This window comes from Neorhizobium descurainiae (assembly GCF_051400715.1).
Classification (GTDB): Bacteria; Pseudomonadota; Alphaproteobacteria; order Rhizobiales; family Rhizobiaceae; genus Neorhizobium.
The window spans coordinates 144,459-166,588 of record NZ_JBLFFK010000015.1; the positions used below are offsets into that span (position 1 = coordinate 144,459).

General features: G+C 60.8%; 23 protein-coding genes. 15 read left to right on the forward strand and 8 right to left on the reverse strand.

The features are described from left to right. Positions 1-31 precede the first annotated feature (31 nt). Genes ACMGE0_RS22970 through ACMGE0_RS22980 form a run of 3 tightly spaced genes read right to left on the reverse strand, consistent with a single transcriptional unit; the run spans position 32 to position 3,228 of the window. Positions 32-1,552, reverse strand: a complete 1,521-nt coding sequence (locus ACMGE0_RS22970) for an ABC transporter substrate-binding protein (RefSeq protein WP_436818213.1) — start codon at positions 1,550-1,552, stop codon at positions 32-34. A 13-nt stretch (positions 1,553-1,565) separates the two neighbouring features. Further along, a complete protein-coding gene (locus tag ACMGE0_RS22975; protein ID WP_436818214.1) occupies positions 1,566-2,408 on the reverse strand; it encodes an ABC transporter ATP-binding protein in 843 nt (280 codons plus the stop codon). Then, positions 2,398-3,228, reverse strand: a complete 831-nt coding sequence (locus ACMGE0_RS22980; RefSeq protein WP_436818215.1) for an ABC transporter ATP-binding protein — start codon at positions 3,226-3,228, stop codon at positions 2,398-2,400. The genes ACMGE0_RS22975 and ACMGE0_RS22980 overlap by 11 nt, the downstream gene beginning before the upstream one ends. A gap of 109 nt (positions 3,229-3,337) precedes the next feature. Here ACMGE0_RS22980 and ACMGE0_RS22985 point away from each other — a divergent pair, with 109 nt between their 5' ends. From ACMGE0_RS22985 to ACMGE0_RS22995, 3 genes are all read left to right on the forward strand, one after another. Continuing rightward, positions 3,338-4,270, forward strand: coding sequence for a LysR family transcriptional regulator (locus tag ACMGE0_RS22985; RefSeq protein ID WP_436818239.1), 933 nt, complete (start codon positions 3,338-3,340; stop codon positions 4,268-4,270). A gap of 251 nt (positions 4,271-4,521) precedes the next feature. After that, on the forward strand, positions 4,522-5,511 hold the full coding sequence (locus tag ACMGE0_RS22990; protein WP_436818216.1) for a phosphotransferase enzyme family protein: 990 nt from the start codon (positions 4,522-4,524) through the stop codon (positions 5,509-5,511). A gap of 10 nt (positions 5,512-5,521) precedes the next feature. Continuing rightward, positions 5,522-6,850 carry an aspartate aminotransferase family protein gene (locus ACMGE0_RS22995; protein WP_436818217.1) on the forward strand — a complete coding sequence of 443 codons (1,329 nt, stop codon included), beginning with the start codon at positions 5,522-5,524 and terminating at the stop codon, positions 6,848-6,850. A 57-nt stretch (positions 6,851-6,907) separates the two neighbouring features. On the opposite strand, the gene fabG is transcribed toward ACMGE0_RS22995, so the two are convergent. Then, positions 6,908-7,681 (reverse strand): 3-oxoacyl-ACP reductase FabG, encoded by a 774-nt coding sequence (fabG, locus tag ACMGE0_RS23000; protein WP_436818218.1) that lies wholly within the window; start codon positions 7,679-7,681, stop codon positions 6,908-6,910. Positions 7,682-7,982: 301 nt separating this feature from the next. On the opposite strand from fabG, the gene ACMGE0_RS23005 reads away from it, so the two are divergent. The 8 genes from ACMGE0_RS23005 (at position 7,983) to ACMGE0_RS23040 (ending at position 14,880) form a co-directional block, all read left to right on the forward strand. Next, complete coding sequence (locus ACMGE0_RS23005; protein WP_436818219.1) at positions 7,983-9,122, forward strand: ABC transporter substrate-binding protein; 1,140 nt, start codon at positions 7,983-7,985, stop codon at positions 9,120-9,122. Between the two features lie 29 nt (positions 9,123-9,151). Next, positions 9,152-10,282 carry an ABC transporter ATP-binding protein gene (locus ACMGE0_RS23010; RefSeq protein ID WP_436818220.1) on the forward strand — a complete coding sequence of 377 codons (1,131 nt, stop codon included), beginning with the start codon at positions 9,152-9,154 and terminating at the stop codon, positions 10,280-10,282. Position 10,283: 1 nt separating this feature from the next. Continuing rightward, a complete protein-coding gene (locus ACMGE0_RS23015; RefSeq protein WP_436818221.1) occupies positions 10,284-11,180 on the forward strand; it encodes an ABC transporter permease in 897 nt (298 codons plus the stop codon). Between the two features lie 3 nt (positions 11,181-11,183). Further along, a complete protein-coding gene (locus ACMGE0_RS23020; RefSeq protein WP_436818222.1) occupies positions 11,184-11,990 on the forward strand; it encodes an ABC transporter permease in 807 nt (268 codons plus the stop codon). A 10-nt stretch (positions 11,991-12,000) separates the two neighbouring features. Continuing rightward, complete coding sequence (locus ACMGE0_RS23025) at positions 12,001-12,702, forward strand: cysteine hydrolase family protein (protein WP_436818223.1); 702 nt, start codon at positions 12,001-12,003, stop codon at positions 12,700-12,702. Between the two features lie 65 nt (positions 12,703-12,767). Next, the gene (locus ACMGE0_RS23030; RefSeq protein ID WP_436818224.1) at positions 12,768-12,950 is read left to right on the forward strand and encodes a hypothetical protein; all 183 of its coding nucleotides are present in this window, start codon (positions 12,768-12,770) and stop codon (positions 12,948-12,950) included. Next, a complete protein-coding gene (locus tag ACMGE0_RS23035) occupies positions 12,947-13,708 on the forward strand; it encodes a DeoR/GlpR family DNA-binding transcription regulator (protein WP_436818225.1) in 762 nt (253 codons plus the stop codon). Before ACMGE0_RS23030 ends, ACMGE0_RS23035 begins: the two co-directional genes overlap by 4 nt. Before the next feature lie 29 nt (positions 13,709-13,737). Beyond that, on the forward strand, positions 13,738-14,880 hold the full coding sequence (locus ACMGE0_RS23040) for a DmpA family aminopeptidase (RefSeq protein ID WP_436818226.1): 1,143 nt from the start codon (positions 13,738-13,740) through the stop codon (positions 14,878-14,880). A 57-nt stretch (positions 14,881-14,937) separates the two neighbouring features. Here ACMGE0_RS23040 and ACMGE0_RS23045 read toward each other — a convergent pair whose 3' ends face one another. Next, on the reverse strand, positions 14,938-15,867 hold the full coding sequence (locus ACMGE0_RS23045) for an aldo/keto reductase (RefSeq protein ID WP_436818227.1): 930 nt from the start codon (positions 15,865-15,867) through the stop codon (positions 14,938-14,940). Between the two features lie 123 nt (positions 15,868-15,990). Here ACMGE0_RS23045 and ACMGE0_RS23050 point away from each other — a divergent pair, with 123 nt between their 5' ends. Beyond that, positions 15,991-16,386: a MerR family transcriptional regulator gene (locus ACMGE0_RS23050; protein ID WP_436818228.1), complete on the forward strand. Its 396-nt coding sequence runs from the start codon at positions 15,991-15,993 to the stop codon at positions 16,384-16,386. Positions 16,387-16,475: 89 nt separating this feature from the next. Here the strand turns inward: ACMGE0_RS23050 and ACMGE0_RS23055 are convergent, their stop codons facing one another. Next, on the reverse strand, positions 16,476-17,249 hold the full coding sequence (locus ACMGE0_RS23055) for an SDR family oxidoreductase (protein ID WP_436818229.1): 774 nt from the start codon (positions 17,247-17,249) through the stop codon (positions 16,476-16,478). Between the two features lie 93 nt (positions 17,250-17,342). Between ACMGE0_RS23055 and ACMGE0_RS23060 the strand changes: the two genes are divergently transcribed. Next, a complete protein-coding gene (locus ACMGE0_RS23060; RefSeq protein ID WP_436818240.1) occupies positions 17,343-17,978 on the forward strand; it encodes a TetR/AcrR family transcriptional regulator in 636 nt (211 codons plus the stop codon). A gap of 478 nt (positions 17,979-18,456) precedes the next feature. Further along, positions 18,457-18,993 carry an aldo/keto reductase gene (locus tag ACMGE0_RS23065; protein WP_436818230.1) on the forward strand — a complete coding sequence of 179 codons (537 nt, stop codon included), beginning with the start codon at positions 18,457-18,459 and terminating at the stop codon, positions 18,991-18,993. Between the two features lie 279 nt (positions 18,994-19,272). Here the strand turns inward: ACMGE0_RS23065 and ACMGE0_RS23070 are convergent, their stop codons facing one another. After that, positions 19,273-20,172, reverse strand: a complete 900-nt coding sequence (locus tag ACMGE0_RS23070; protein ID WP_436818231.1) for a LysR family transcriptional regulator — start codon at positions 20,170-20,172, stop codon at positions 19,273-19,275. A 117-nt stretch (positions 20,173-20,289) separates the two neighbouring features. Between ACMGE0_RS23070 and ACMGE0_RS23075 the strand changes: the two genes are divergently transcribed. Next, positions 20,290-20,907 carry an FMN-dependent NADH-azoreductase gene (locus ACMGE0_RS23075; RefSeq protein WP_436818232.1) on the forward strand — a complete coding sequence of 206 codons (618 nt, stop codon included), beginning with the start codon at positions 20,290-20,292 and terminating at the stop codon, positions 20,905-20,907. 319 nt (positions 20,908-21,226) lie between these two features. On the opposite strand, the gene ACMGE0_RS23080 is transcribed toward ACMGE0_RS23075, so the two are convergent. Continuing rightward, positions 21,227-22,027, reverse strand: coding sequence for an APH(3'') family aminoglycoside O-phosphotransferase (locus ACMGE0_RS23080; RefSeq protein ID WP_436818233.1), 801 nt, complete (start codon positions 22,025-22,027; stop codon positions 21,227-21,229). Positions 22,028-22,130 lie beyond the last annotated feature (103 nt).

Genomic DNA, 22,130 nt, shown 5'->3' on the forward strand with positions numbered 1-22,130 from the left:
CCGCATGCTTTTGCAGCGGGGCGGCGTATCGTCATTTCCAGCTTGCACGCCAGAATTCGACATTCTCGTCAGCCGGAACCGGCACGTTGACGCTTTTCGACATGACGTAGTTGACCGGCATGCTGAACAACGGCGCCCAGTAGGCCTTGTCGGCGATCTGCTTCAGGGCGGTCTCGTAGAGAGCCTTGCGCTTGTCCTGGTCGGCGATCGTACCCGCTTCCTTCACGGCCTGCGTCACGACAGGATCGCGGGACTGGTCGTCGGGAGATTCGGCAAAGAAGAACGGCAGGATGGCGCCGACATCGTTTACGCCGGCCGAGCCGAAATCGTCGATGACGATCGGGGTCTTGTGGTCGCGCCGCGCCTGGATCACTGCCGAGTATTGCAACCAGTGAAGGTTCGCGCGGATGCCGATGGCATTCAGGTAGCCGATGATGGCTTCGGCGACGGGACGGCTGCGATAACCGTAGATATCGATATCGAAACCGTTGGCGTAACCGGCCTCAGCCATCAGCGCCTTCGCCTTCTCGACGTCATAAGGATATTGCGTCACATCGGCAAAGCAGCCGAACTGCGAAGGCGTGCATGCCGACGGGATCGGCTTCGAGGCGCCGCCGACCAGCGTTTTCGCCATGGCCTCACGATCCATCGAATAGGCGATCGCCTGGCGGACACGTTCATCTTTCAGCGGGCTCGCCGGGTCCGACAGACCGGCCGCATCGAGCGTCAGGAAGCCGATGCGGAAGGTTTCGGCGTTGATGACGTCGACCATCGGCATGCGCTTGAGCTTTTCTGCCTGATCGGAGGGAATGTAATAGGCCCAGTCGATGCCGCCGCTGATCAGTTCTGCCACCTGGGTGTTCACGTCGGGGATGGCGCGATAGATGAACGTACCGATAGCCGGCTTGCTCTTGCCGCCGCCCTCGAAATAATCCTCGTTGCGTTTGAACACGACATCGTTGCCGCTGCGCTCGGCGATCATGAACGGCCCGGTCCCCACAGGCTTTTCGGAAAATGCCTGAATTCCTACGCTCTCGCGGTATTTTTTCGGCACAACGGGAAGCTGGATAATGTATTCCAGCGCCAGAGGCGCGACATCACGGCCGACAATGCGAATCTTGTGGGGATCGAGAATGTCGACGCGCTCTATCCAGCCGCCTGTCATGCGGTTGAAAACCTTGTTTTCGGGATCGGCCGCGTACATCAGACTGTAAGCGACATCCTCCGCCGTCATCTGGTCGCCGTTGTGGAATTTCACGCCCTGACGAAGATCGAACTCCCAGGTCTTGTCATCGACCTGTCGCCACGCGGTCGCGAGCAGGGGCTTCAGTTCGAATGTGTTCGGATCGCGATAGACCAGCGCGTCATAGGCCAGCAGACCGAGAAGAAAACCCTCGCGTCCCGGGGAATGATAACGGTCGAGGCTCGGGAGTTTCGCCTGGAAGGCAGCGACAAGCGTATCGTTATCCTTGCCTGCGAAGGCATGCACCGGCAAGAAGGCAATCGTTGCGGCAAGCAGCGACAGAACATTTTTTCTGAGGCTCGTGGTCATGGCATTCTCCATTTCAGGACGGGCGGTTTTCGAGAGGAATGAAAGCAGCAAGAAGAAGAGCGCGCGCCTGATCGGGATCCACGGGCAGGACAGCGGACAGCAGGCGGCGGGTATAGTCATGCACCGGTGCGCGCAGAACATTCCCGACCGGGCCGTCCTCTACGAGCTTTCCGTGATACATGACCGCAACCCGGTCACACAGTTCGGAGACGACACCGATATTGTGCGTGACAACGAGATAGGACAGTCCAAGTTCGACCCTGAGCTGTTTCAGCAATTCGAGAATCTGCGCCTGCACGGATACGTCGAGCGCCGACGTCGGTTCGTCGCAAACCAGAATTCTGGGCTCGTTTATCAGGGCCCTCGCAATGGCCACGCGCTGACGCTGGCCGCCGGAAAGTTCGTGGGGAAAGCGCCGGACAAAGGATGCCGGTAATTCGACCTTCCGCAGGATATCTTCCACTCGCGCTTCCACCTCGTCCCTGCTCGCCTTGTGTGCGGCGCGCAACGGCATCGAGATGATGTCGATCAGACGCTTGCGCGGATTGAGCGAGGCATAGGGGTCTTGAAAGACCGGCTGGACAAGTGAGGCCAGATGAAGACGCGAATAGGTGCTGATTTCACGCCCGAAAACCTGCAAGTCGCCCCGGGTAGGTTCGAGCAGACCGAGCATCATGCGCGCAAGCGTCGTCTTGCCCGAACCCGACTCACCGACCAGCGCAAGAGATTCTCCCTCGTAAAGCCTCAGACTGACCTCGTTGACCGCGATGAATGGCTCCTTGCGGCCCTTGACGGCAAATTCCCGGGTTGCCATGGCTGCTTCGAGCGCAATCGTGCGCGCAGTATTAACCAGCATGCGCAGTCTCCAGGAGATGGAGGGGAGCAAGGCCCGGTGCCTTCGGCACTGCGGCGATCAGGGCTTTCGTGTAGGCTTCGCGCGGGTTTCCGAGAACCTCCCTGACATCGCCCGTCTCGACGATCAGGCCGGATTTCATCACCGCGATCCTGTCGGCAATCGCCGCAACGACACCGAGATCATGGGTAATGAACAGGATCGCTATTCCGAAACTTTCCTGAACGGATTTCAGGAGCGAAAGCACCTGGGCCTGCATGGTAACGTCCAGCGCCGTCGTCGGCTCGTCGGCAATGAGAAGCTGCGGCTCGCACATCAGCGCCATGGCGATCATCGCCCGCTGGCGCAACCCGCCCGAAAGCTGATGCGGATATTCATCCATACGTGTTTCGGGCCTGGTGACACCAACCCGGTCCAGCAGGCCGATTGCCCTTGCACGGGCCTTCCGCCGGTCGCGCGAAACGTGGCGCAGATACACTTCCTCGAGTTGCCTGCCGATCGTCATGGTCGGATTGAAGGCCATTCTCGGATCCTGGAAGATCATGCCGATCGCACGTCCCCGCAGATCCTGCATCTGCCGCTCCCCGTAGCGGGAAATATCCTGTCCGGCAAAGATCGCACGCTCCATGCGGCGGGTCGCTCCGGCCGGCAGCAGATCGAGAATGGAAAGCGCGGTCAGCGATTTGCCGGATCCGGATTCACCGACAAGACAGAGGGTTTCGCTACGCCCGACCGTAAAGGAAACGCCCTTTACAGCATGCAGGAGACCTTCCTTTAGAGAGAAATCAACCTCAAGGCCACCGATATCGAGGAGAGTATCCAACCTGTTCTGATCCTGTCCGGTTTCTTTATTTTGTTCCCGGTAAGGACAATTGCAGAGTTTTTCCATTAGAACTAATACAAAACTTCTATGTCGACATAAGGGATCGGTTATGAACATTGGCCTCCGCCAGTTGGAGACATTCCGCCTTTTCGCGCGTACGCAGAGCGTCACCGAAACGGCACGCCTGATGCGCGTTTCGCAGCCGGCTGTCAGCCAAACGCTGAAAGAACTGGAAGGGCAATTCGGTTTTGCTCTTTTCGTGCGTTCGAACGGCAGGACCCGGCTGACAATCGAGGCCAATAATGTATTGCCGGAAATCGAACGTCTTTTCGCCCAGATGGCATCCCTGCGAGGCAAGGCCGAAGAACTGAAGGACAACCGGGCCGGCGCATTGTCGATTGCTTCGGTCCCCTCATTTACGGCGCAGATACTGCCCGACGCCATCAAAGCGTTCAGGGCGGCGCGCAGCCAGGTGAAAATCCGTACCGAGGTGCACACGGCCAGCGATGTCGTAAGGCAAATCCGTCAGGAATATTGCGATATAGGTTTTGCGTTCATGCCGCTCGACGAGGTCGGCGTTTCAGTGCAGCCGCTCCTGCGCATGTCGATGGTGTGCCTTGTGCCTGCCGGGCATGCTCTTGCCGGCAATGATATCATCACCGCCGCAGATCTGATGAAACAAACGATCATCGTTCATGGCGCGGAAACCACACCGGGCTTTATCCTGCGCGAAAGTCTGGGTGAAGAAGTCGCCGGTTTTCAGGTTCTGACGACGAACCAGTCGGTGACCTCGATGCACATGGCGCAAAGCGGACTGGGTATCGCATTTGCCCACCCGCTCGTACTGGCCCACGATCCGCTGGGAAAAGTGGTCGCCATTCCCTACGAACGTCATGTACCCCTGACTTTCGCGCTTCTTTATTCGCGCAACAGACCCGTTTCGCGCATTGTTCTGCAATTCGAGGCGATATTGCGCAAGGGCATCATGAGCTTCAACAAGGAGCTTCAGGATCGCGGGCTGGAAAGCGAATGCCTCATATGAGGGGCATGAACAGGGATATGCCGTCCTCTGCGCGCACCAACCGCATTGGCGCCGGTGCCTGCCTGACAGCACGGGCGACCAAACGGCGCCGCGATACAGCTTGAACATCCGGGGAAAACGAACGTATCCAACACCGCCCTGCTTTCCGCGTGGACAACCGCAAGCTTGACTCCGGCGCACACGATTTATGTTGCAATTCCAACATTTTTATTGTTGGAATTGCAAAACAATCCACCGATCGGAATGTCAAAGTGTTGTACGACGCAGATTTTCTAACCCGGCTTTCCACTGCCGTCAGCGCGCTCTGCCCGGTCTGGGCAGTATCGGCGCATGCAAACGTCAAGCTTCTGACCATTTCGGAAAACGCGACGTTCCTCGTTCATGACGAAACCCCTGACCGGAAGCTGATCGTTCGAGTCCACCGACCCGATTATCATTCAGAGGTAGAAATCCTGTCTGAGCTTGCCTGGATCGAAGCGCTCCGGCGGGATGGGGTCGTCCCCACGCCCCGGCCGATCCCAGCCGAAGATGGCAGCCTCCTTCAGAAGTTCTCCGATGGCGAAATGGTTCGCCATGCAGTCGCCTTCGAATTCATGAGCGGCAAGGAACCAGATACGGATCTCGACCTGGCGAAGTGGTACGGAGCACTTGGCGAAATCAATGCCCGCCTGCACCAGCATAGCCGTCAGTGGGCTCACCCTGACCGATTCATCCGCAAGACCTGGAACTTCGACCGGATCCTCGGTGATGGCGCCTATTGGGGCGACTGGCGCGCCGCCCTCGGCCTGACGCCGGACGGCAAGGAGGTTCTGGAGCGGACCCACGCGCTGCTGGAAAAGCAGACCCGGGCCTATGGCTATGGCGCCGACCGGTTCGGCCTCGTTCATTGCGACATGCGTGCCGCCAACCTGCTGGTCGAGGGCGACCGGCTGGGCGTCATCGATTTCGACGATTGCGGCCTCTCCTGGTTTGCCTATGACTTCGCCGCCGCGATCAGCTTCATGGAGCATGAGCCGTTCATTCCGCAATTGATGGCGGCATGGCTGGAGGGCTACCGACGCGTCGCACCGCTCGATCCCGAACATGAAGCGGCCCTGCCGATGTTCATCATGCTGCGGCGCATGCAACTCACCGCCTGGATCGCCTCGCATGCGGAGACGCCGACGGCGCAATCCATGGGCACGGCCTATACCGACGGCACCGTGGCGCTCGCCGAGCGCTATCTGGCAAAACACGGTTGAGGAAGCCCCGATGAGCACCGCCACCAAAGAAATCCTCGACCTCAACCGCTTCGATGCGACACGGACGGAAGGCTTTCCGCCGGATCTCGCCGAGCGCGTCGCCCGGCGCCAGGCGACCTTCGGCGCCTCCTCCGTCCTCTTTTACGAGCAGCCGATCGAGATGGTGCGCGCCGAGGGCGCCTACATGTATGACGTCAACGGCCGCAAGTATCTCGACGTTTACAATAACGTGCCGTCGGTCGGCCACTGCCACCCTCGGGTGATCGGGGCCGTTGCACGCCAGGTTGGTGAGCTCAATATCCACACGCGCTACCTCAATCGCGTCGTCGAGGCCTACAGCGAAAAGCTGCTCTCCCGGTTTCCAGATAGCCTGAGCAATGTCGTGATGACCTGCACGGGCAGCGAGAGCAACGATCTGGCCATGCGGATCGCCCGCATCGTGACCGGTGCGGAGGGTTTCATCGTTACCAAGGCCGCCTATCACGGCAACACGGCGCTGGTGACCGAGATCTCGCCGTCTTCGTTGCGCAAGCGCAAGCCGGCGCCCTTCGTGGCGGTCGTTCCGGCGCCGTCGGCCCGCGACGGCATGAGCGTCGGGGAGAGTTTCGCGGCCTCGGTCGAAGGAGCGATCGCAGAGCTGAAGTCACGCGGCATCGGCCTTGCCGCACTGATCATCGACACGATCTTCTCGAGCGACGGCATCTATGCCGATCCCGCCGGCTTCCTGAAGGCTGCCACCGATGTCGTGCACCGCGCTGGCGGCCTGCTGATCGCCGATGAGGTCCAGCCGGGCTTCGGTCGCACGGGCGGTGGTCTCTGGGGCTTCGAGCGGCATGACTTGACGCCCGACGTCGTCACCATGGGCAAGCCGATGGGCAACGGCTTTCCGATGGGCGGCGTCGTCACCCGACCGGAATTCCTCAAGAGGTTCTGCGAAGAGACAGGCTATTTCAACACCTTCGGCGGAAACCCGGTGGCGGCGGCAGCCGGTCATGCCGTCCTGCAAGTGATCGAAGAGGAAGAACTCGTCGCGCGGGCGAGCACGGTCGGCGCCTATTTCAAGCGGTCGCTCACCGACTTGCGAGCGCTCCATCCGGAAATCGGCGAGGTCCGTGGCGCAGGCCTGTTCATCGGCCTCGATTTCGTCGACCCGGAAAACGGCACGCCGGATACCGCGCTCGCGACCCTTGCTATCAACCAGCTGAAGCAGAACGGGATCCTCATCGGGGCTGCCGGCGAGTATGGCGCGACGCTGAAGATCCGTCCGCCGCTGTGCTTCTCCAACGAGGATGCCGACTTCTTCACCGGCACGCTGGACAGCATTCTCAAGATACGCTGAAGCGCCTGAAGACCGGTAGAGAAGCCGGGCGACCTTCTCGCCCGGCTTCTTCCGTCTTCAGCCCATAGCTTCCAGTGCACCTAGCGATTCCGGCAGGATCTGGCCGCCATCGACAACGATTGACTGGCCGGTGATGTAAGCGGCCTCCTCCGACGCAAAGAACAGCGCCGCGTTTGCGATGTCCGCCGGCGTGCCCAGACGGCGCAGCGGCACGGAAGCCTCCATGGCGGCGATGTATTCCGGGCCATTGCCCTCGAGGCCCTCCGTCATGATGTTGCCCGGCATCACGGCATTGACCGTGATGTTCTTCGGCGCCAGTTCGATCGCGGCCGTGCGCATGAAACCGAGCTGGCCAGCCTTGCTCGCCCCATAATGTGCCCACCCCGGATAACCGGTGATGGGCCCTGTGATCGACGAGGTGATGATGATGCGGCCCGAGCCGGCCTTGGTCATCGCCGGCAGCACGGCGGAGATGCTGAGAAAGGTGCTCTTGAGATTGGTGGAGATCACGTGGTCGAAATCACCGGCTGTCATTTCGCCCAACTTCGCAGCCGGAAAAATGCCGGCATTGACGCACAGCACGTCCACGGCGCCATAGCGGATGACAGCCGCCTCGACCATCGCTTTACAGCCCTCTTCGGTGCTGACATCCGCGGCGAATCCCGATGCGTTCGGACCGATTTCGGCCGCCACCTTGTCGGCATCACCCTGGCTGCGCGACACGACCGTGACATTCAGTCCCGCCTCCGCGAAGCGCAAGGCGATGCCCTTGCCGATACCCCGACTTGCGCCGGTCACGATGACGGTTTTCCCCTGTAGTGATTTCAACATGTTCTGCTCGCCTTATTGTTGTGACTTCCACAAACTAGAGATCGCACCTGCACTAATTTCATGCATCGGATTAAAACATCGCCACGCCGGCCGCACAAAAGGAATGCAAAGCAAATGCACGCAATTGTGCGATTTCACTCTGTGATCCGAAATTGGAAACGACACCGGATCCTCCCTGAGCGTCATTGCGCAACGCACAATGAACGATGAAATAAATGTTGTAAACTACACATTTTTGCGACACACTTCCAACATCAAACATCCATGAGCCGATCAAGCGGCCAAGACAAGGGGAACGACAATGATGAAAATCTCCAGGCGCAACATGATGCAAATGATGGGCGCGGCCGCCTTCGCCGGGCCGCTCGCGAGCGCGACCCGCGCCTTCGCGGCCCGCGAGAAGGAGCTCAACATCCTCTGCTGGGAAGGCTACAATTCCGCGCAGGTGCTGGATCCCTTCCGTTCCAGCCAGTCGGCCGCCGTCAAGGCCGAGAGCCTGACCAACGATCCGACCATGATCAACCGGCTCAGGGCCGGCGAGACCAGGATCTGGGACCTCATCAACGTCAACAATCCCTGGGCCCGCAAGATCATGGCGCCGGCCGGCCTGATCAAACCGCTGCCGCGCACAGAATTCGAGTCCTACTTCGACACTATGCTGCCCGAGTTCAAGGCGCCCTATCGCTGGGCGATGAGCGACGACGGCAAGGACCTCCTCGGCATGGCCCAGCGCTTCGGGCCCTACAGCTTCGTCGTCAACACCGACGAGATCAGTAAGGTGACGGCCGAAGAACAGGGCTGGAACCTGTTCAATGACGCCTCGCTCGCCGGCAAGTACGGCATCCAAGAATCCGACGATTGGAACGTCTTCAACATTTTCCTGGTCGCCGGCATCAACCCTTTCAAGGAGCATACGGAAGAGGAATTCAAGGCTTTCGCCGAAACCGCCGAGAAGGTCTTCAAGGGCGCCAAGATGGTCGGCGACATGGCTTCGCTCAACCAGGCGCTCGTCTCGGGCGAAATCGATCTCTACATGACTGGCGGTACCTATTCGGTTTCCCCGGCGCGGGCGGACGGCTATCCGAACCTCCGCGCAATCACGCCGCTCAAAGGGCCAATCGATGGCAAGGGCGGGATCTCGTGGATCGAGATCACCTCGACCGTTAACAATCCCCAGCTCTCGCCGCTTGCCGTGGAATTCCTGAAATATGTCCAGAACCCGCAGGTCGCCCATACCGTCGCCTTTGCTGAAGGCACGTTCAATCCGGTCAGCCAGATGGGCAACCCCAAGTGCTTCGAACTCTTCACCAAGGAAGAACTGGAAGCCATCCAGTGGGACAGTCTCGAGGAGGACATGGCCCGTTCGGCCGAGTACGACATCGTGCCCGACTACGACAAGGCACTGGAACTGATGACGGCGGCCAAGCGCCTGCGCGGCTGAGCCGAACCTGTTCTGACGGAGCAAACGACATGAGCCTTGCGACGATCTCGCCCACCCTGCCCGGCACCACAACAAAAACCGACGACGCAGTCCTTCCGGCAACGGCACCGGTTTTGCAACTGGTCGGTGTCCGTAAGATCTTCGGCGACTTCGCCGCCGTCGACGGCATCAATGTCGACATCAGGGAGGGCGAATTCGTCACCATTGTCGGACCTTCCGGGTCCGGCAAGACGACCCTTCTGCGCATGCTGGCCGGCATGGAATCGCCGTCCGAAGGCTATATCACGCTCCGCGGCGAACTGATCAACGACGTACCGCCCGACAAGCGGCCGACATGTCTTGTCTTCCAGTCGCTGGCCCTGTTTCCACACAAGACCGTCGGCGAGAACATCGAGTTTCCGCTGAAGGTCCGCAAGATCGCCGCCGCCGAACGCAAAGCGCGCGCGCTCGAACTCATGCGCATGGTGCGCCTGCCCGAACATTATTACGCCAAGAACGTGATGCGCTGCTCGGGCGGTGAAAAACAACGCGTCGCGCTCGCCCGCGCCTTTGCCTATGATCCCGACGTGCTGTTCTTCGACGAACCACTGTCAGCCCTCGACTACAAGCTGAAGAAGGTGCTGGAAAAGGAACTGAAGGACCTGCACCGCGAGAGCGGAAAGACCTTCGTCTACATCACCCACTCGCTCGAGGAAGCCATGGTCATGTCCGATCGCGTCGGGGTGATGAGCCGCGGCCGCCTCGTGCAGATCGGCACGCCGGAGGAAATTTACACGAAACCGGCAACACGCTTCGTCGCGGAATTCTTCGGCGAAGTGAACAGTTTCGAAGTAAAGCGCGACGGTCAGGGCGGCTGGATCCTCGGCGATGGACAATCAATCATCGTCGCTCCCACCGACGAGATGATCGGCGACACGGCAACCGTCATCGTTCGACCGGAGACCATGCGTTTCGTCACCGGCCCATCGACCGCCGGCAACCTGATCACGGGCAAGATCTACAACGAATACTCGCTCGGCTCGCGCATGCAGTATCAGGTCCATTCCGGCGACCGGATCTATCTCGTCGAAGCCGCACGGGCAGCGGTCCCCGGCCTGTCGTCAGGCGACAGCGTCACCATCGGCTGGGACGCCCGCGACGCCATCGTGGTGGGAGGTTGACATGGCGGCCGTGACGCACACCGGAACCGCCGGCGAGCGAAGCTTGCTGCCTGTCATCCCTGCCGGACTTCGCGCCGCCGCGCCCGTCACCGTCCTTTTGGTCCTCGGATTTCTCGCACCGCTGCTGACGGTGGCCGCCTATGCGTTCGCCACACCGAAGAGCTTCGACGTTTTCCGTTCTTTCACACTTGCCAACTTCTCCGCCGTATTCGATCCGTCGAATACGGTGTGGATGTCGTTTGCCTGGTCGCTCGCCTATGCGTCCGCAACCGTGGCGCTGCTGGCGGTGATCGCCTATCCGATCGCCTACGGCCTCAACCGGATGTTCGGCAAATGGTCGGGCCTCGTCGGCGTGCTCTTCGTCTTCCCGCTGTTCGTCTCGGAAAACGTCCGGCTCTACGGCTGGGTGTTGTTCTTCATCAAGAACGGCGTACTCGACGGCGGGCTCAAATGGCTCGGTTTTTCCGGCGGCCCGGAAGTGCTCTATACCCCGGGCGCCATTCTGTTCGGGATGCTCTACGTCTATCTTCCCTTCATGCTGTTCCCGATGTCGCTCGGTATTGCGATGATCCCCAAGGATCTGGTCGATGCGGCTCGCGACCTGGGGGCAAGCCGGCTCATGATCTGGCGTGAAATCGAGTTGCCGCTCGCCATGCCCGGCATCCTGATCGGCATGTTGCTCACCTTCGTGCTCGGCGCCGGCGCCATCGCCGAATCCAAGATCCTTGGCGGCCAGTCGGTCATCACCATTGCGCAGGACATCGAGGTTGCCTTCACCTATGCGCAGAACTGGCCGCTCGGCTCAGCACTCGCTCTCCTGCTCGTCGCCATCGTCAGCGGGCTTGCGCTCTACGTCCTGTCGAAGCTCGATCTCGACCGCATTCTCGGCAAAAGGTGAGACATGGAAACCCGTTCGCAAATTCGCGCCCGCGCCTTCGTTAAGGTCTGGACCGCCTTTGTCATTCTCGCCATCTACCTGCCGATCATCTGCGGTGCGCTGGCCGGCCTGTCGAAGGGACGTTATTTCGGCTTTCCGATCCGCATCTTCTCAACCGAATGGTGGGGCAAGACCTTCGCGTCGCTTGAAATCCAGTCACTGGTGCAGAACTCCCTGCTGATCGCCTTCATCGTCACGCTGGTCTCGGTGGTCTTCGCCTTCTTTGGCGCGCTTGCCTTTGCCCGCTACGACTGGAGGGGACGCAAGCTGTTCCAGAAGGCGATCCTCTTGCCGGTCTTCTTTCCGCAGCCGGTGCTGGGGCTTGCCCTTCTCTTGTGGTTCAACGCGCTCGGCATCAATCCGAGTTGGCAGACGGCCGTCGTCGCCCATCTCGTCTGGATCGTTCCGGTCGTGACGCTGGTGATCGCGATCCAGGTCTATTCCTTCGACCCGACGCTCGAAGAGGCTGCCCGCGACCTTGGCGCGAGCCGCTGGTTCATCCTGCGCGAGGTGACCTTGCCGATCCTCTGGCCGGGCATCTGGTCAGGCGCGCTCTTCGCCTTCCTGCTTTCCTGGGGCAATTTCCCACTGTCGCTCTATACCGCCGGCGTCGACTCGACGATCCCGAAATGGCTCTATTCGAAGATGGTCGCCGGCTATTCGCCGATGGTGCCGGCGCTCGGGACGATGAGTACGCTTTCGGCCGCCGTCGTGCTCCTTGCAGGGGGCCTCGCCATCGCGCTGGTGCGCCGTCGCCAGGCGGATGCATGAGGGCGGGCACATGAGCTGGAAAACCGAACGGCGTTCCTTCTACTATCAGGGCGCACCGGAACCCGAGGATCCGGTGCTCGAAAAGGGCAAGGTGGCCTTGCTTGTCATTGACATGCAGAACACCTATCTCGACCGCCCGGATCCCGCGACCCTCACAGGGGACGAGCTTGCCCGCTATCACGCTTGGACACCTTTCCACGAGCGGATGCACGGCACCGTCATCCCCAACAACCAGCGCCTCCTGGAGCGCTTCCGCACACTCGATCTCGACGTGTTCTTCGCGCGCATCGCATGCCTGCGCAAAGACGGCCGCGACCGCTCGCTCAGCCAGAAGAAACCGGGTTGGAACAATCTTCTCCTGCCCAAGGAGGAGGAAGCTTCGCAGATCCTGCCGCAGATCGCCCCCCACGACGGCGAGATCGTTGTCACCAAAACCACCGACAGCGCGCTGACCGGCACTAATCTCAGGCTTGTGCTGGCCAACATGGGCATCACCCACGTCGTGTGCAGCGGCATCTTCACCGACCAGTGCGTCTCCTCGACGGTCCGCAGTCTCGCCGACGAGAGCTTCGCCGTCATCGTCGTCGACGACGCCTGCGCCGCCGGCACGATGAAACTGCATGTGAGTGAACTTGAGCGGCTCCATATGATCTATGCCGATGTGATGACTACGGACGAGCTGATCGCGTACCTGCCGCAGGCGGGGGCTTGAGACGAGCGGGGATAGAAAAGGCACGACACTTGTTCGACCTCGTCGTTCCTGACACAACTCTCGCGATGAACGCACCGGAAATCCATACGATCGCCTGCCCGGTCTCCGATGAAGGCCAGACCTATGCCGGCCTTCATACAGATGTCGGCAGGCGCATTGGCGGTGCGGTCTGCGATGCGGCGCTGGCCGGCGGACCGGAATGGGTGGCCGAAAAGGCCGGCGGAATGCTGAGGAGCAAGCGGCGATGAAGAAACCGAAGAGCGTACGTCAAGAACGCATCCTGACCGAGCTCAACCAGGCACCGAGCCTGCGCGTGGCGGAACTTGCCCGACGGCTCGACGTCTCGACCGAGACCATCCGCCGCGATCTCGACGAGATGACCGAACAGGGCCTGCTGAACCGCACCTACGGCGGAGCCGTGCGTTCTCTCTCCACCGAGCCGTCGGTGACCGAGCGCCACACCCTTTTCGTCGCCGAGCGCGAGCGGATCGCCAAGGCGGCGGTGCAGATCCTGAAAGGTACTCAGGTGCTGATGATCGGCTCCGGCTCGACGACGGTGCACACCGCCAGGCGCATTGCGGTGGAGATGAAGAACATCACCGTGCTCACCCATTCCTTCGGCGTTGCGACCGTGCTCGCGATCAATCCGACCATCAAGGTCCTCATGTTGCCAGGCGATTATCACGCCACCGAGGGGGCGACTGTCGGTGCGCACACGGTTTCGTTCCTCAATTCCTTCTACGCCGATTTCGCCATTCTCGGCGCGAGCGGCCTCGGCCCCGATGGGCCTTCCGATGCGCTTCTCGAATGTGGGGCGGTCTATAGCGCCATGGTGGCACGCGCCGCAGGCACCGTCGTCGTTGCCGACCATTCCAAGCAAGACCGGCTGTTCCCGGCCCGTTATGCGTCCTGGCGCGACATCAATCACGTGGTGACGGATAAGATGCCGGGCGATGATCTGAAGAACAACCTGGACGACAATGGTGTGAAACTCACGGTCTGCTGACCGGAAAACGTGAAGACAGGGCAGGAAGCATGGCCACCGACACATCCGCCGAGACGCGAAAACGCGCCCGTGATTTCGGCATTCCCTTCGACGGCACACCGGGGCCGCTGAATGCGATCACCGATGTCGGCGGCGTGCATGTCGGGTTCTCCACGATCCGCGAGGAAACGCCCCGCGCCGGCCGCAAGCTGCCTGTCCGCACCGGCGTGACCGCGATCCTGCCGCACGCGACGGCCGGTGAGCCCGTTCCGGTCTTCGCCGGAATCCATCGCTTCAACGGCAATGGCGAGATGACTGGCTCGCACTGGATCAAGGACGGCGGCTATTTTGTCGGGCCTGTCCTGATCACCAACACCCACAGCGTCGGCATCACCCATCACGGCGCGGTACGCTGGATGATCGACCGGTACGCCGCCACCTATGAAGGCGACGATCACCTGTGGCTCATGCCGGTGGTGGCGGAAACCTATGACGGCCTGCTCAACGATATCAACGGCCAACACGTGACCGTCAACCATGTCTTCGAGGCACTGAACGGGGCGAGAGCCGGCCCGGTCGCCGAAGGCAATGTCGGCGGCGGCACCGGCATGATCGCCTATGGTTTCAAGGGTGGCACCGGCACCGCCTCGCGGCGGATCGAGATCAGCAGCCAGGAATCCACGGTCGCGGCGGTGGTACAGGCCAATCACGGCCAGCGGGACTGGCTGACGATCGGTCGCGTCCCTGTCGGCAAGCTGCTGAAGGAAGGCGATATTGGTCTTTCCGAGCGCGGCTCGATCATTGTCGTGATCGCGACAGACCTGCCGCTCGCGCCGCATCAGTTGCAGAAGCTTGCCCGCCGCGCCGCAATCGGCATCGGCCGCAACGGTACGATCGGCGGCAACAATTCCGGCGACATCTTCTTGGCCTTCTCGACCGCCAATCCTCATCCGATGCGCCACAAGGCGGACGCCGTGCTGACTATCGCCATGGTCAACGACGAGATCCTCGACCCGGTCTACGAGGCCGCCGTCCAGAGCGTCGAGGAAGCTGTCGTTAACGCCATGATCGCCGCAGAAACCACCGGCGGGACGCCCTACGACCGCCACCGCATCGAGGCGATCGACGGCTGGAAGGTTGCAGATCTGTTGCGACTTCATACCGGAGAGAAAGCATGCTCGACGTCCGGATAAAGCACATGAACGCGCCATCCAGTTCGTTCTGGCGGCGGCACATCTTCTGCAACAATTTCAGAGCGCAATTCCCTGTACTGCAGCCGCGAGCGGCTCAAGTGCCTCCAGGTCTTTCGGCGTCAGGACAATCGAAGTCGCGGCCGCGTTTTCGTCCAGACGGGTCCGTTTGCGCGTGCCCGAGATCGGCACCACCTTGACACCGAGCTTGCGGGCTTGCGCATAGAGCCACGCGAGCGCAAGTTGGGCCGGCGTGAGGCCGCACGCTGTAGCGATCCCTTCGATCTTGGCAACCAATTTCCTGTTCGCCTCACGGTTCTCAGGGGAAAAGCGGGGAAAACTTTGACGGGCGTCGTTGCCTGCCAGGCAAGCCGCAAATGCTTGGCCGGTCAACATGCCGCGTCCCAAGGGTGAATAGGGAACGATGGTCACCTCGAGTTCTGCGGCGGTCGGCGCAATCTGAGCTTCAATGTCCCGGCTGAAGATCGACCATTCCGACTGCAGTGCTGCGATCGGATGAATGGAATGCGCGACGCGCAATTCTTCCGCGCTGACGGCGGACAGGCCAAGCCACTTCACCTTCCCTGCCCTCACCAGGTCGCCCATGGCGCCCACCGAGTCCTCAAGTGGCACTGTATCGATCCTGCGATGCATGTAATAGAGGTCGATCACCTCGATTCCGAGCCGCCTGAGCGACCGGTCAACGGCAGCCCGAATGAATTCGGGTCGGTTATCAACGCTCCAATCATCGGGGTTTTCGGGAGTCCGGGTGTAGCCGAACTTGGTGGCGATCACGACCTTGTCGCGGTTGGCGGCCACGAAGGGTGCCAGAAATTCCTCGTTCGCGCCGACGCCGTACATGTCGGCGGTATCGAACATCTTGATGCCGAGCTCCATTGCCCGCTCGAGCGTAGCACGGGACTCGATCTCATCCGTCTCGCCGTAGAATTCGCTCATGCCCATGCAGCCCAGTCCCTGAGCTCCGATCATCGGGCCGTCCTGGCCAAGCTGGACGAGAGGCATCGAGGTGCATTCGCTTGTCATTTAGGTCTCCACATTTGACAAGCATCTTTTATAAGTATGGAGTATACTCCATGGTCAAAGGTTATTTTGATGATGATCTCCGAATTCGCTAAGGCGACCGGGCTGCCGATCGACACTATCCGCTTTTACATCACCAAGGGTCTTCTGAAGCCGGAGCGCGGTAAAAAAGGCGGCTCCAATCCCTATCAGATGTTCACGCGAGACGACGTGACCGCCGCTCGGATGATCCGGCTTCAGCAGGCTCTTGGTTACTCGCTCGGCGAGATTCTCTCGCTCAACGAGGAGTATCGCGCCGGAGAACATTCGTCGAAGCGCACGCTCGAGGTTCTGAAGTCGCAGATCGCCAGACTGGAAGAGCGAAAGGCGGCTTTGGATGCCGCCTTGTCATTCTTGCGTGGCAAGGTGAAATGGATCGAGGACGGCAAGCCAAATGACGCGCCGCGCCTAGAAGATTACCAATGCTGACCTGATCGGAACTCGTCCAGTCCTTGCTCGTGGGACATCACGGGTAGATAGCCGAGTTCACATCTGCAAATATGGTCAATCCTCGGGCATCAGATCCGGGCGCCACCCGTGGCATCGATCATCTGACCCGTCGTCCAACGCGCATCGTTCGATGCAAGGAAGGCGATGACGTCGGCGACATCCTCCGCCCGTCCGACACGGGAGAAGACCGAGAGTGCTTCGGCGCCGGCGCGCGCGTCCGGCGATGCCAGCCACTCCGCATTCATATCGGTCTCTGTCACACCCGGCAGCACGGCATTGACCGTAATCCCGCGAGCCGCAAATTCAGGTGCCAGCGCCAGCGTCAATGTCTCCAGCGCGCCCTTGGAGGCGGCGTAGGCCGGATGGGTCGGCGCCGCGATCCGCGTAAACCCGGTCGACACATTGATGATGCGGCCGTTGTCGCGAATGTCGTCGGCCACTGCCTGGATCAGGAAGAACGGCGCCTTGTAGTTGATCGTCATCACTTCGTCGAACGCGGCTTCGCTTGTCTGCTTCAATGGCAATGCGGGCGCGATGCCGGCATTGTTCACCAGAATGTCCAGAGCCGGGGAGCCCCTCTCGCTACGCGCGGCTTCGCTGAACTGGCCCCACAGGCTGTCGGCCGCGTCCTTGCCCTGTCTGAGATCGGCCTTCAAAGCGACGGCCTTGACGCCGAGCGCTTCGATTTCTCGTACCGTGGCATTGGCCGCATCCGCGTTGGCGGCGTAGTGCACGCCAATCAGCGCGGCGCCCTCTTTCGCAAACGCCAGGGCAGCCGCCCGGCCGATACCGCGCGAACTTCCAGTGATGAGGGCTATTTTGTCAGCGAGTCGTTTGGACATTGATGCACTCCGTTGCTAAAATAAATAGTGATCCCTACAATAAGAGCCGAAATAACGCCTGGGGTCAACTATTTAATAGGGATCGCTATTTTAATGGAGAAGCCAGTCCGCAAACGAGGAAGACCGCGTGTGCTCGATCGCGACGTCGGGCTCGACATCGCGGCACGCCTGTTCTGGGAGCGCGGCTACGAAGGAACCTCGATCGCCGACCTTACAAAGGCGATGGGAATCAATCCGCCCACGCTTTATTCTATGTTCGGCTCAAAGGAAGAATTGTACCGTCAGGCGCTCGACCTCGGCGTTGCCCGTGGAAACAGCCGACGGTCGAAAATCCTGCAATCGAGTCTTCCGGTTTATGAAGCCCTGAGCCTCTACCTCTACGATATCGCCGATGGAGACACCCAGCCGGATAAGCCGCGGGGCTGCATGGTCTCGACGGCTGTCCTGCAACACGCGGAAGAGAATGCATCCGTCGCGCGGATGACGGCAGCCCTGCGCGAGACATCGATTCAGACCCTCAAGGCCCGCTTCGACCGTGCCGTCGAGGAAGGCGAATTGCCGGCGCGAACCGACACCGACACGCTCGCGCGCTTCTATGGTGCGATTATCCAGGGCATGTCCGCTCAGGCATGCGACGGCGCCTGCAATGCCCTGCTGAAACGGCTGATAGACATCGCACTCACGGCTTGGCCCGGGAAGCGTCGAACCGCGGCCGAGAATTCTGACTGAAGGCGCCCCAACCGCTCATACTGGCCGCAAAGATCGCAAAAACGTCATCACCGGGCGGCCACCGGTGCCCTGAGGGATGGGATAGCAATCCTGTGCGGCTCTTGATGAGAGCAGAACCTCAGACGAGGTCATTCACGTCCAGCATTGCAGTTGAAGAGAACCGAACCAACGGCCCGCTATTTGAATTTACGCGTTTCAAATGACCTAACCTTTGCAGCACCTCAGACGATAGCGCGGTCAGCAGGAACTAATGGTATGCCGTGCGAGTATTCCCTCACCCGGGAGAAAATGCCGCATACCGTCGCGACCAAGCGCCTTCCTTACAGCAGCCACTTGGAGAGGATCGTAGTTTTAGCAGTCCCATCGGGGAAAAGCGTGGTTGCGGGGGATGTCGTCAAGGCCGGCAAGGTGCGCTATCTCGGCGCATCGTCCATGAAGGCTTGGGAATTCGGTAAAGCGCTGCACTTGCAGCAATCCAATGGCTGGGCCCGCTTCGTGTCGATGCAGGATACCTACAATCTTCTCGACCGCGGAAGAGCGCGAGATGCATCCGCTCTGCATCGACGAAGGGGTGCAGACCATTCTCTATAGCCCTCTCAACCGTGGCCGGCTGGCCCGGCCGTGGGGCGTGACCACCGCAAGGGCGGAAACCGAAGCGGCCTACAAGCTGGGAGCAGCCACGGCCGACAGCGACAAACAGATTGTCGATGCGGTGGGGGCCATTGCCGAAGAACGGGGCGTCGGCCGGTCGATGATCGCGTTGGCCTGGCTGCGTCGCAATCCTGTGGTGGCAGCTCCGATCGTCGGTGCGCTGAAAGCAGAACATATTGATGACGCTGTGGCCTCCCTGTCGATCAGCCTCACCGACGACGAGGCGGCAAGGTTGGAGGCGCCCTATACGCCGCGGCTCGACCATCAGGGAGTGTCAGACCCGGCCATGCTGCGTCGCGCAGCCGAAGCAGCCACAGGACACAGCATCAGCCATCTCCCGGTCCGGGCATCGCTCGCCAACTGACGTCCGCTCTCAAGTGCGCCTTAGCCAAGACCGGATTGTCTCCTTCCCACCCGGTTTCTGTCGTACCACCAGCCGAAGCTGAGTGGCGGCTTTCGGGACACGATCAAGTTGGACTGAACGACCGAAATGGCGCTTGGCTGACCGTCCGCTATCGACCCCATTTCGGACGTTGGCGACAGTGCGACTAACAACCGAAGAGCCGACTTCGACCGCGTTCATCGCGGCTCTTGCGGTATCTCTCAGGGATTAGGCGATACTGACGACAACTGTTTGACCGGATCAGAGCGACAGCCGGACCTGCAGGTCGTTAAGGAGCCACCGGCCGGCCGGGCCAGGTTCATGGTCCGCCATGCGGGCGGCATAGATGGTCAGGGCGTCTGCCGGGTCACGGGCATCTTCGGCCAGCTCGAGCCGAACCAGATCGCCGGCTGCGAGATGATCGGCAATCAGATGCTCCGGCATCCGGCACCAGCCGAAGCCGGCCAGCAGGAAATCCAGTCTGCGGCCGAGGTCGACAAAGCGCCACCGCGTGGCGCTGGCCAGGCCGTAATTGTTCGCTTCCCGATCGACCGGATCGGACAGGACGAGCTGGATATGGCGCTCCAGGTCGTCGCGGGTGGCCGGACGGCCAAGCGCCGCCAATGGGTGTTCGGCGCTGACCACGGGCGTCAGCGCCACGCGCAGCAGCGGCGAAGCCACGACGTCCTCGGGCACCACCGGCAGCAGCAGGCAGAAGGCCAGTGCGACGTCGCCGCTGCGCAAACGACGCAGCGCCCCGCCCAGGCCCTCGGTCGAGAAGCTGATGGGAAGATGCGGATAGGCCCGGTGCAACGCGCGCAGGCTTTCGATGAGCGGGGCGGTGGGCACCAGCGGATCTATGGCCAGGACAAGCTCGGGCTCGACCCCGCCTCGCGCGCCGGTCGCGATGGCCTCGAAGCGTGCCGCACTCGAAAGCACCAGCCGGGCCTGATCGACCAGAACCCGGCCCGTTTCAGTCAGGCGGGGGCGATGAGTGCTGCGGTCAAAAAGCTGGACGCCCTGGGCGGCTTCCAATGTCGCCACCGACTGGCTGATTGCCGATTGCGCACGGCGCAATTGCCGCCCGGCCGCCGAAAAGCTCCCGGCATCAGCAATGGTCACCAGGATGCGCAACTGGTCGAGGCTGAGACTGCCGATCATGATCCATCACATTAGCTGATAAAGATGATCACTTTATTATCGCTTCCGACGCTAGATGGAAAGTCCTATTATCGTCCGCATCTGTTCCGGCTGTTTAGCCCAAACCTTGAGGACACTATGCCCAACCTTCTCGTTGTCGAAACCAGCGCGCGCGGCGAGGCTTCGATTTCTCGTCAACTGACCAAACGCCTTGTCGCCAATTGGCTCGAGGTGCACCCGGATGGCGCGGTCGTGCGGCGCGACCTGGCCGTGGATGCGCTGCCGCACGTGACCATGCCGTGGTTATCGGCCTATTTCACGCCACCGCATGCCCATACCGCGGACATGGCCGAGCAACTGCGTCTCTCGGACGCGCTGGTTGCCGAATTGCTGTCAGCTGACGAGCTTGTCGTCGCCACGCCGGTCTACAACTACAATATCCCGGCCAGCCTCAAAGCCTGGATCGATCACATCGTGCGCAAGGGCGTAACGCTTGGCTTCGACGGCAAGGGACTGCTGATCGGCAAGAAAGCCACCGTGGTGCTGGCGTCCGGCGGCATCTATGGCGAGGCCTCGCCCATCGACCACCTCAATTTTGCCCCGCGATACCTCAAGGCCATTCTCCACGTCCTCGGCATCACCGACGTAAGGATTATCCATGGCGAAGGTGCCAAGGCCGTGGATATGGGTGAGGCAACGATGGACACGTTCATCGACGCCGTCGTTCCGAAACTCAATCGCGCTGCGGCAGCCTGATTGACCGGGAGTATGCGGCCCCCTCCAATGGAGCCCGCGTGCTTCCACCGAGTTCAGGTCTGCCGCAAGATCGCCGCTGCCCGTCGTCGCATCTTGCCTTCGGATCACTGTTCATGCCGAGAAGCAGAACGTGGTCACGCTCGTCCGGTTTGGCAGTCTTGCCTTGCAATAGCTGACCGTCCGCTGCCCACCCCAATTCTGCAGATGGATGCACGCCAAATACGTGATCGGAAAGTCGCCAATTAGAGTGAGCGTTTACACCGGCTCTCTACCCTACTACGACCTTCTCTTGGGGCGGAATTCCCCGATTTGAGCGATATCAGCCCCAGGTCAGCGGGTCGAGGCGCAGATAGAAGGCAAGGCGCTCCCGATCTGGCTCGTCGATTCCCAATATGTCGAACAGGATGGAGAAAGCACGCTCCGCGTCATGTGGTGCTGTCCAGCTCTCGCTGGCGTTGGCGACCATAAGCGCCAAATCGGCGTAGCGGTCTGCAGTTCCGAGCCGCCCCAAGTCGATCAGCCCAGCACATCGCAGGCTATGAGGGTCCACTATGAAGTTGGGCATACAAGGGTCGCCATGACAGACGACCATATCGGCGCTCTCTTGGTCGAGCCGAATCGTCAGCTCTTGTGCTACACGCGCCAAAAGTTCCTGCTGTGGTTCGTTCTTGTCCTCATCGGGCAGGAAGTCGGGATTGACGGCGTTGCGGGATACGACATCCACGGCGCACGCGAACATTCGCGACAAACTGCGCTCGAATGCACATTGAGCAACCGGCAGGCTGTGCAGGACACCAAGCTGCTGCGCCATTGAAGGCCAGGCTTTGAGCAGGTCGGCCCCCGATAGATCGACCGCCGGCACTCCGGGGATTGCCGTCATCGTCAAGCACGCCCCTTCCTCCGTCTCCCGCCAGTCGATTATCTCGGGGCAGGCCACGCCTCGGCCATGCAGCCAAGCGAGGCGGTCGCGCTCGCCTGCAAGGTCAGCAACCCGTGAGCGCGAGGCAACCTTTGCGTAGGCAAGATCATCGTGACGACGATAGACGAAATCGCCGGACTCCCCACTTCTGATGGGAACCCATGCACTAGAAGTTTCAAGTAGTCCGTATGCCAAATTCAAATAGCCTCCTTCGTCGCGAAAATTCTGCAGACCGTGTCAAAAGTCCGCCGATCGTGATTGTAGCAAGCTGATTGTGTCGGTGGCGGGAATTTTGGAGTTTCCG

Bases quoted from the DNA above. Each gene is read 5' to 3' on its own strand.
- ACMGE0_RS22970 (WP_436818213.1), bottom strand. From the start codon at position 1,552: ATGACCACGAGCCTCAGAAAAAATGTTCTGTCGCTGCTTGCCGCAACG.
- ACMGE0_RS22975 (WP_436818214.1), bottom strand. From the start codon at position 2,408: ATGCTGGTTAATACTGCGCGCACGATTGCGCTCGAAGCAGCCATGGCA.
- ACMGE0_RS22985 (WP_436818239.1), top strand. From the start codon at position 3,338: ATGAACATTGGCCTCCGCCAGTTGGAGACATTCCGCCTTTTCGCGCGT.
- ACMGE0_RS22995 (WP_436818217.1), top strand. From the start codon at position 5,522: ATGAGCACCGCCACCAAAGAAATCCTCGACCTCAACCGCTTCGATGCG.
- fabG (WP_436818218.1), bottom strand. From the start codon at position 7,681: ATGTTGAAATCACTACAGGGGAAAACCGTCATCGTGACCGGCGCAAGT.
- ACMGE0_RS23005 (WP_436818219.1), top strand. From the start codon at position 7,983: ATGATGAAAATCTCCAGGCGCAACATGATGCAAATGATGGGCGCGGCC.
- ACMGE0_RS23010 (WP_436818220.1), top strand. From the start codon at position 9,152: ATGAGCCTTGCGACGATCTCGCCCACCCTGCCCGGCACCACAACAAAA.
- ACMGE0_RS23015 (WP_436818221.1), top strand. From the start codon at position 10,284: ATGGCGGCCGTGACGCACACCGGAACCGCCGGCGAGCGAAGCTTGCTG.
- ACMGE0_RS23020 (WP_436818222.1), top strand. From the start codon at position 11,184: ATGGAAACCCGTTCGCAAATTCGCGCCCGCGCCTTCGTTAAGGTCTGG.
- ACMGE0_RS23025 (WP_436818223.1), top strand. From the start codon at position 12,001: ATGAGCTGGAAAACCGAACGGCGTTCCTTCTACTATCAGGGCGCACCG.
- ACMGE0_RS23030 (WP_436818224.1), top strand. From the start codon at position 12,768: ATGAACGCACCGGAAATCCATACGATCGCCTGCCCGGTCTCCGATGAA.
- ACMGE0_RS23035 (WP_436818225.1), top strand. From the start codon at position 12,947: ATGAAGAAACCGAAGAGCGTACGTCAAGAACGCATCCTGACCGAGCTC.
- ACMGE0_RS23040 (WP_436818226.1), top strand. From the start codon at position 13,738: ATGGCCACCGACACATCCGCCGAGACGCGAAAACGCGCCCGTGATTTC.
- ACMGE0_RS23045 (WP_436818227.1), bottom strand. From the start codon at position 15,867: ATGATCGGAGCTCAGGGACTGGGCTGCATGGGCATGAGCGAATTCTAC.
- ACMGE0_RS23050 (WP_436818228.1), top strand. From the start codon at position 15,991: ATGATGATCTCCGAATTCGCTAAGGCGACCGGGCTGCCGATCGACACT.
- ACMGE0_RS23055 (WP_436818229.1), bottom strand. From the start codon at position 17,249: ATGTCCAAACGACTCGCTGACAAAATAGCCCTCATCACTGGAAGTTCG.
- ACMGE0_RS23060 (WP_436818240.1), top strand. From the start codon at position 17,343: ATGGAGAAGCCAGTCCGCAAACGAGGAAGACCGCGTGTGCTCGATCGC.
- ACMGE0_RS23065 (WP_436818230.1), top strand. From the start codon at position 18,457: ATGGCTGGGCCCGCTTCGTGTCGATGCAGGATACCTACAATCTTCTCG.
- ACMGE0_RS23070 (WP_436818231.1), bottom strand. From the start codon at position 20,172: ATGATCGGCAGTCTCAGCCTCGACCAGTTGCGCATCCTGGTGACCATT.
- ACMGE0_RS23075 (WP_436818232.1), top strand. From the start codon at position 20,290: ATGCCCAACCTTCTCGTTGTCGAAACCAGCGCGCGCGGCGAGGCTTCG.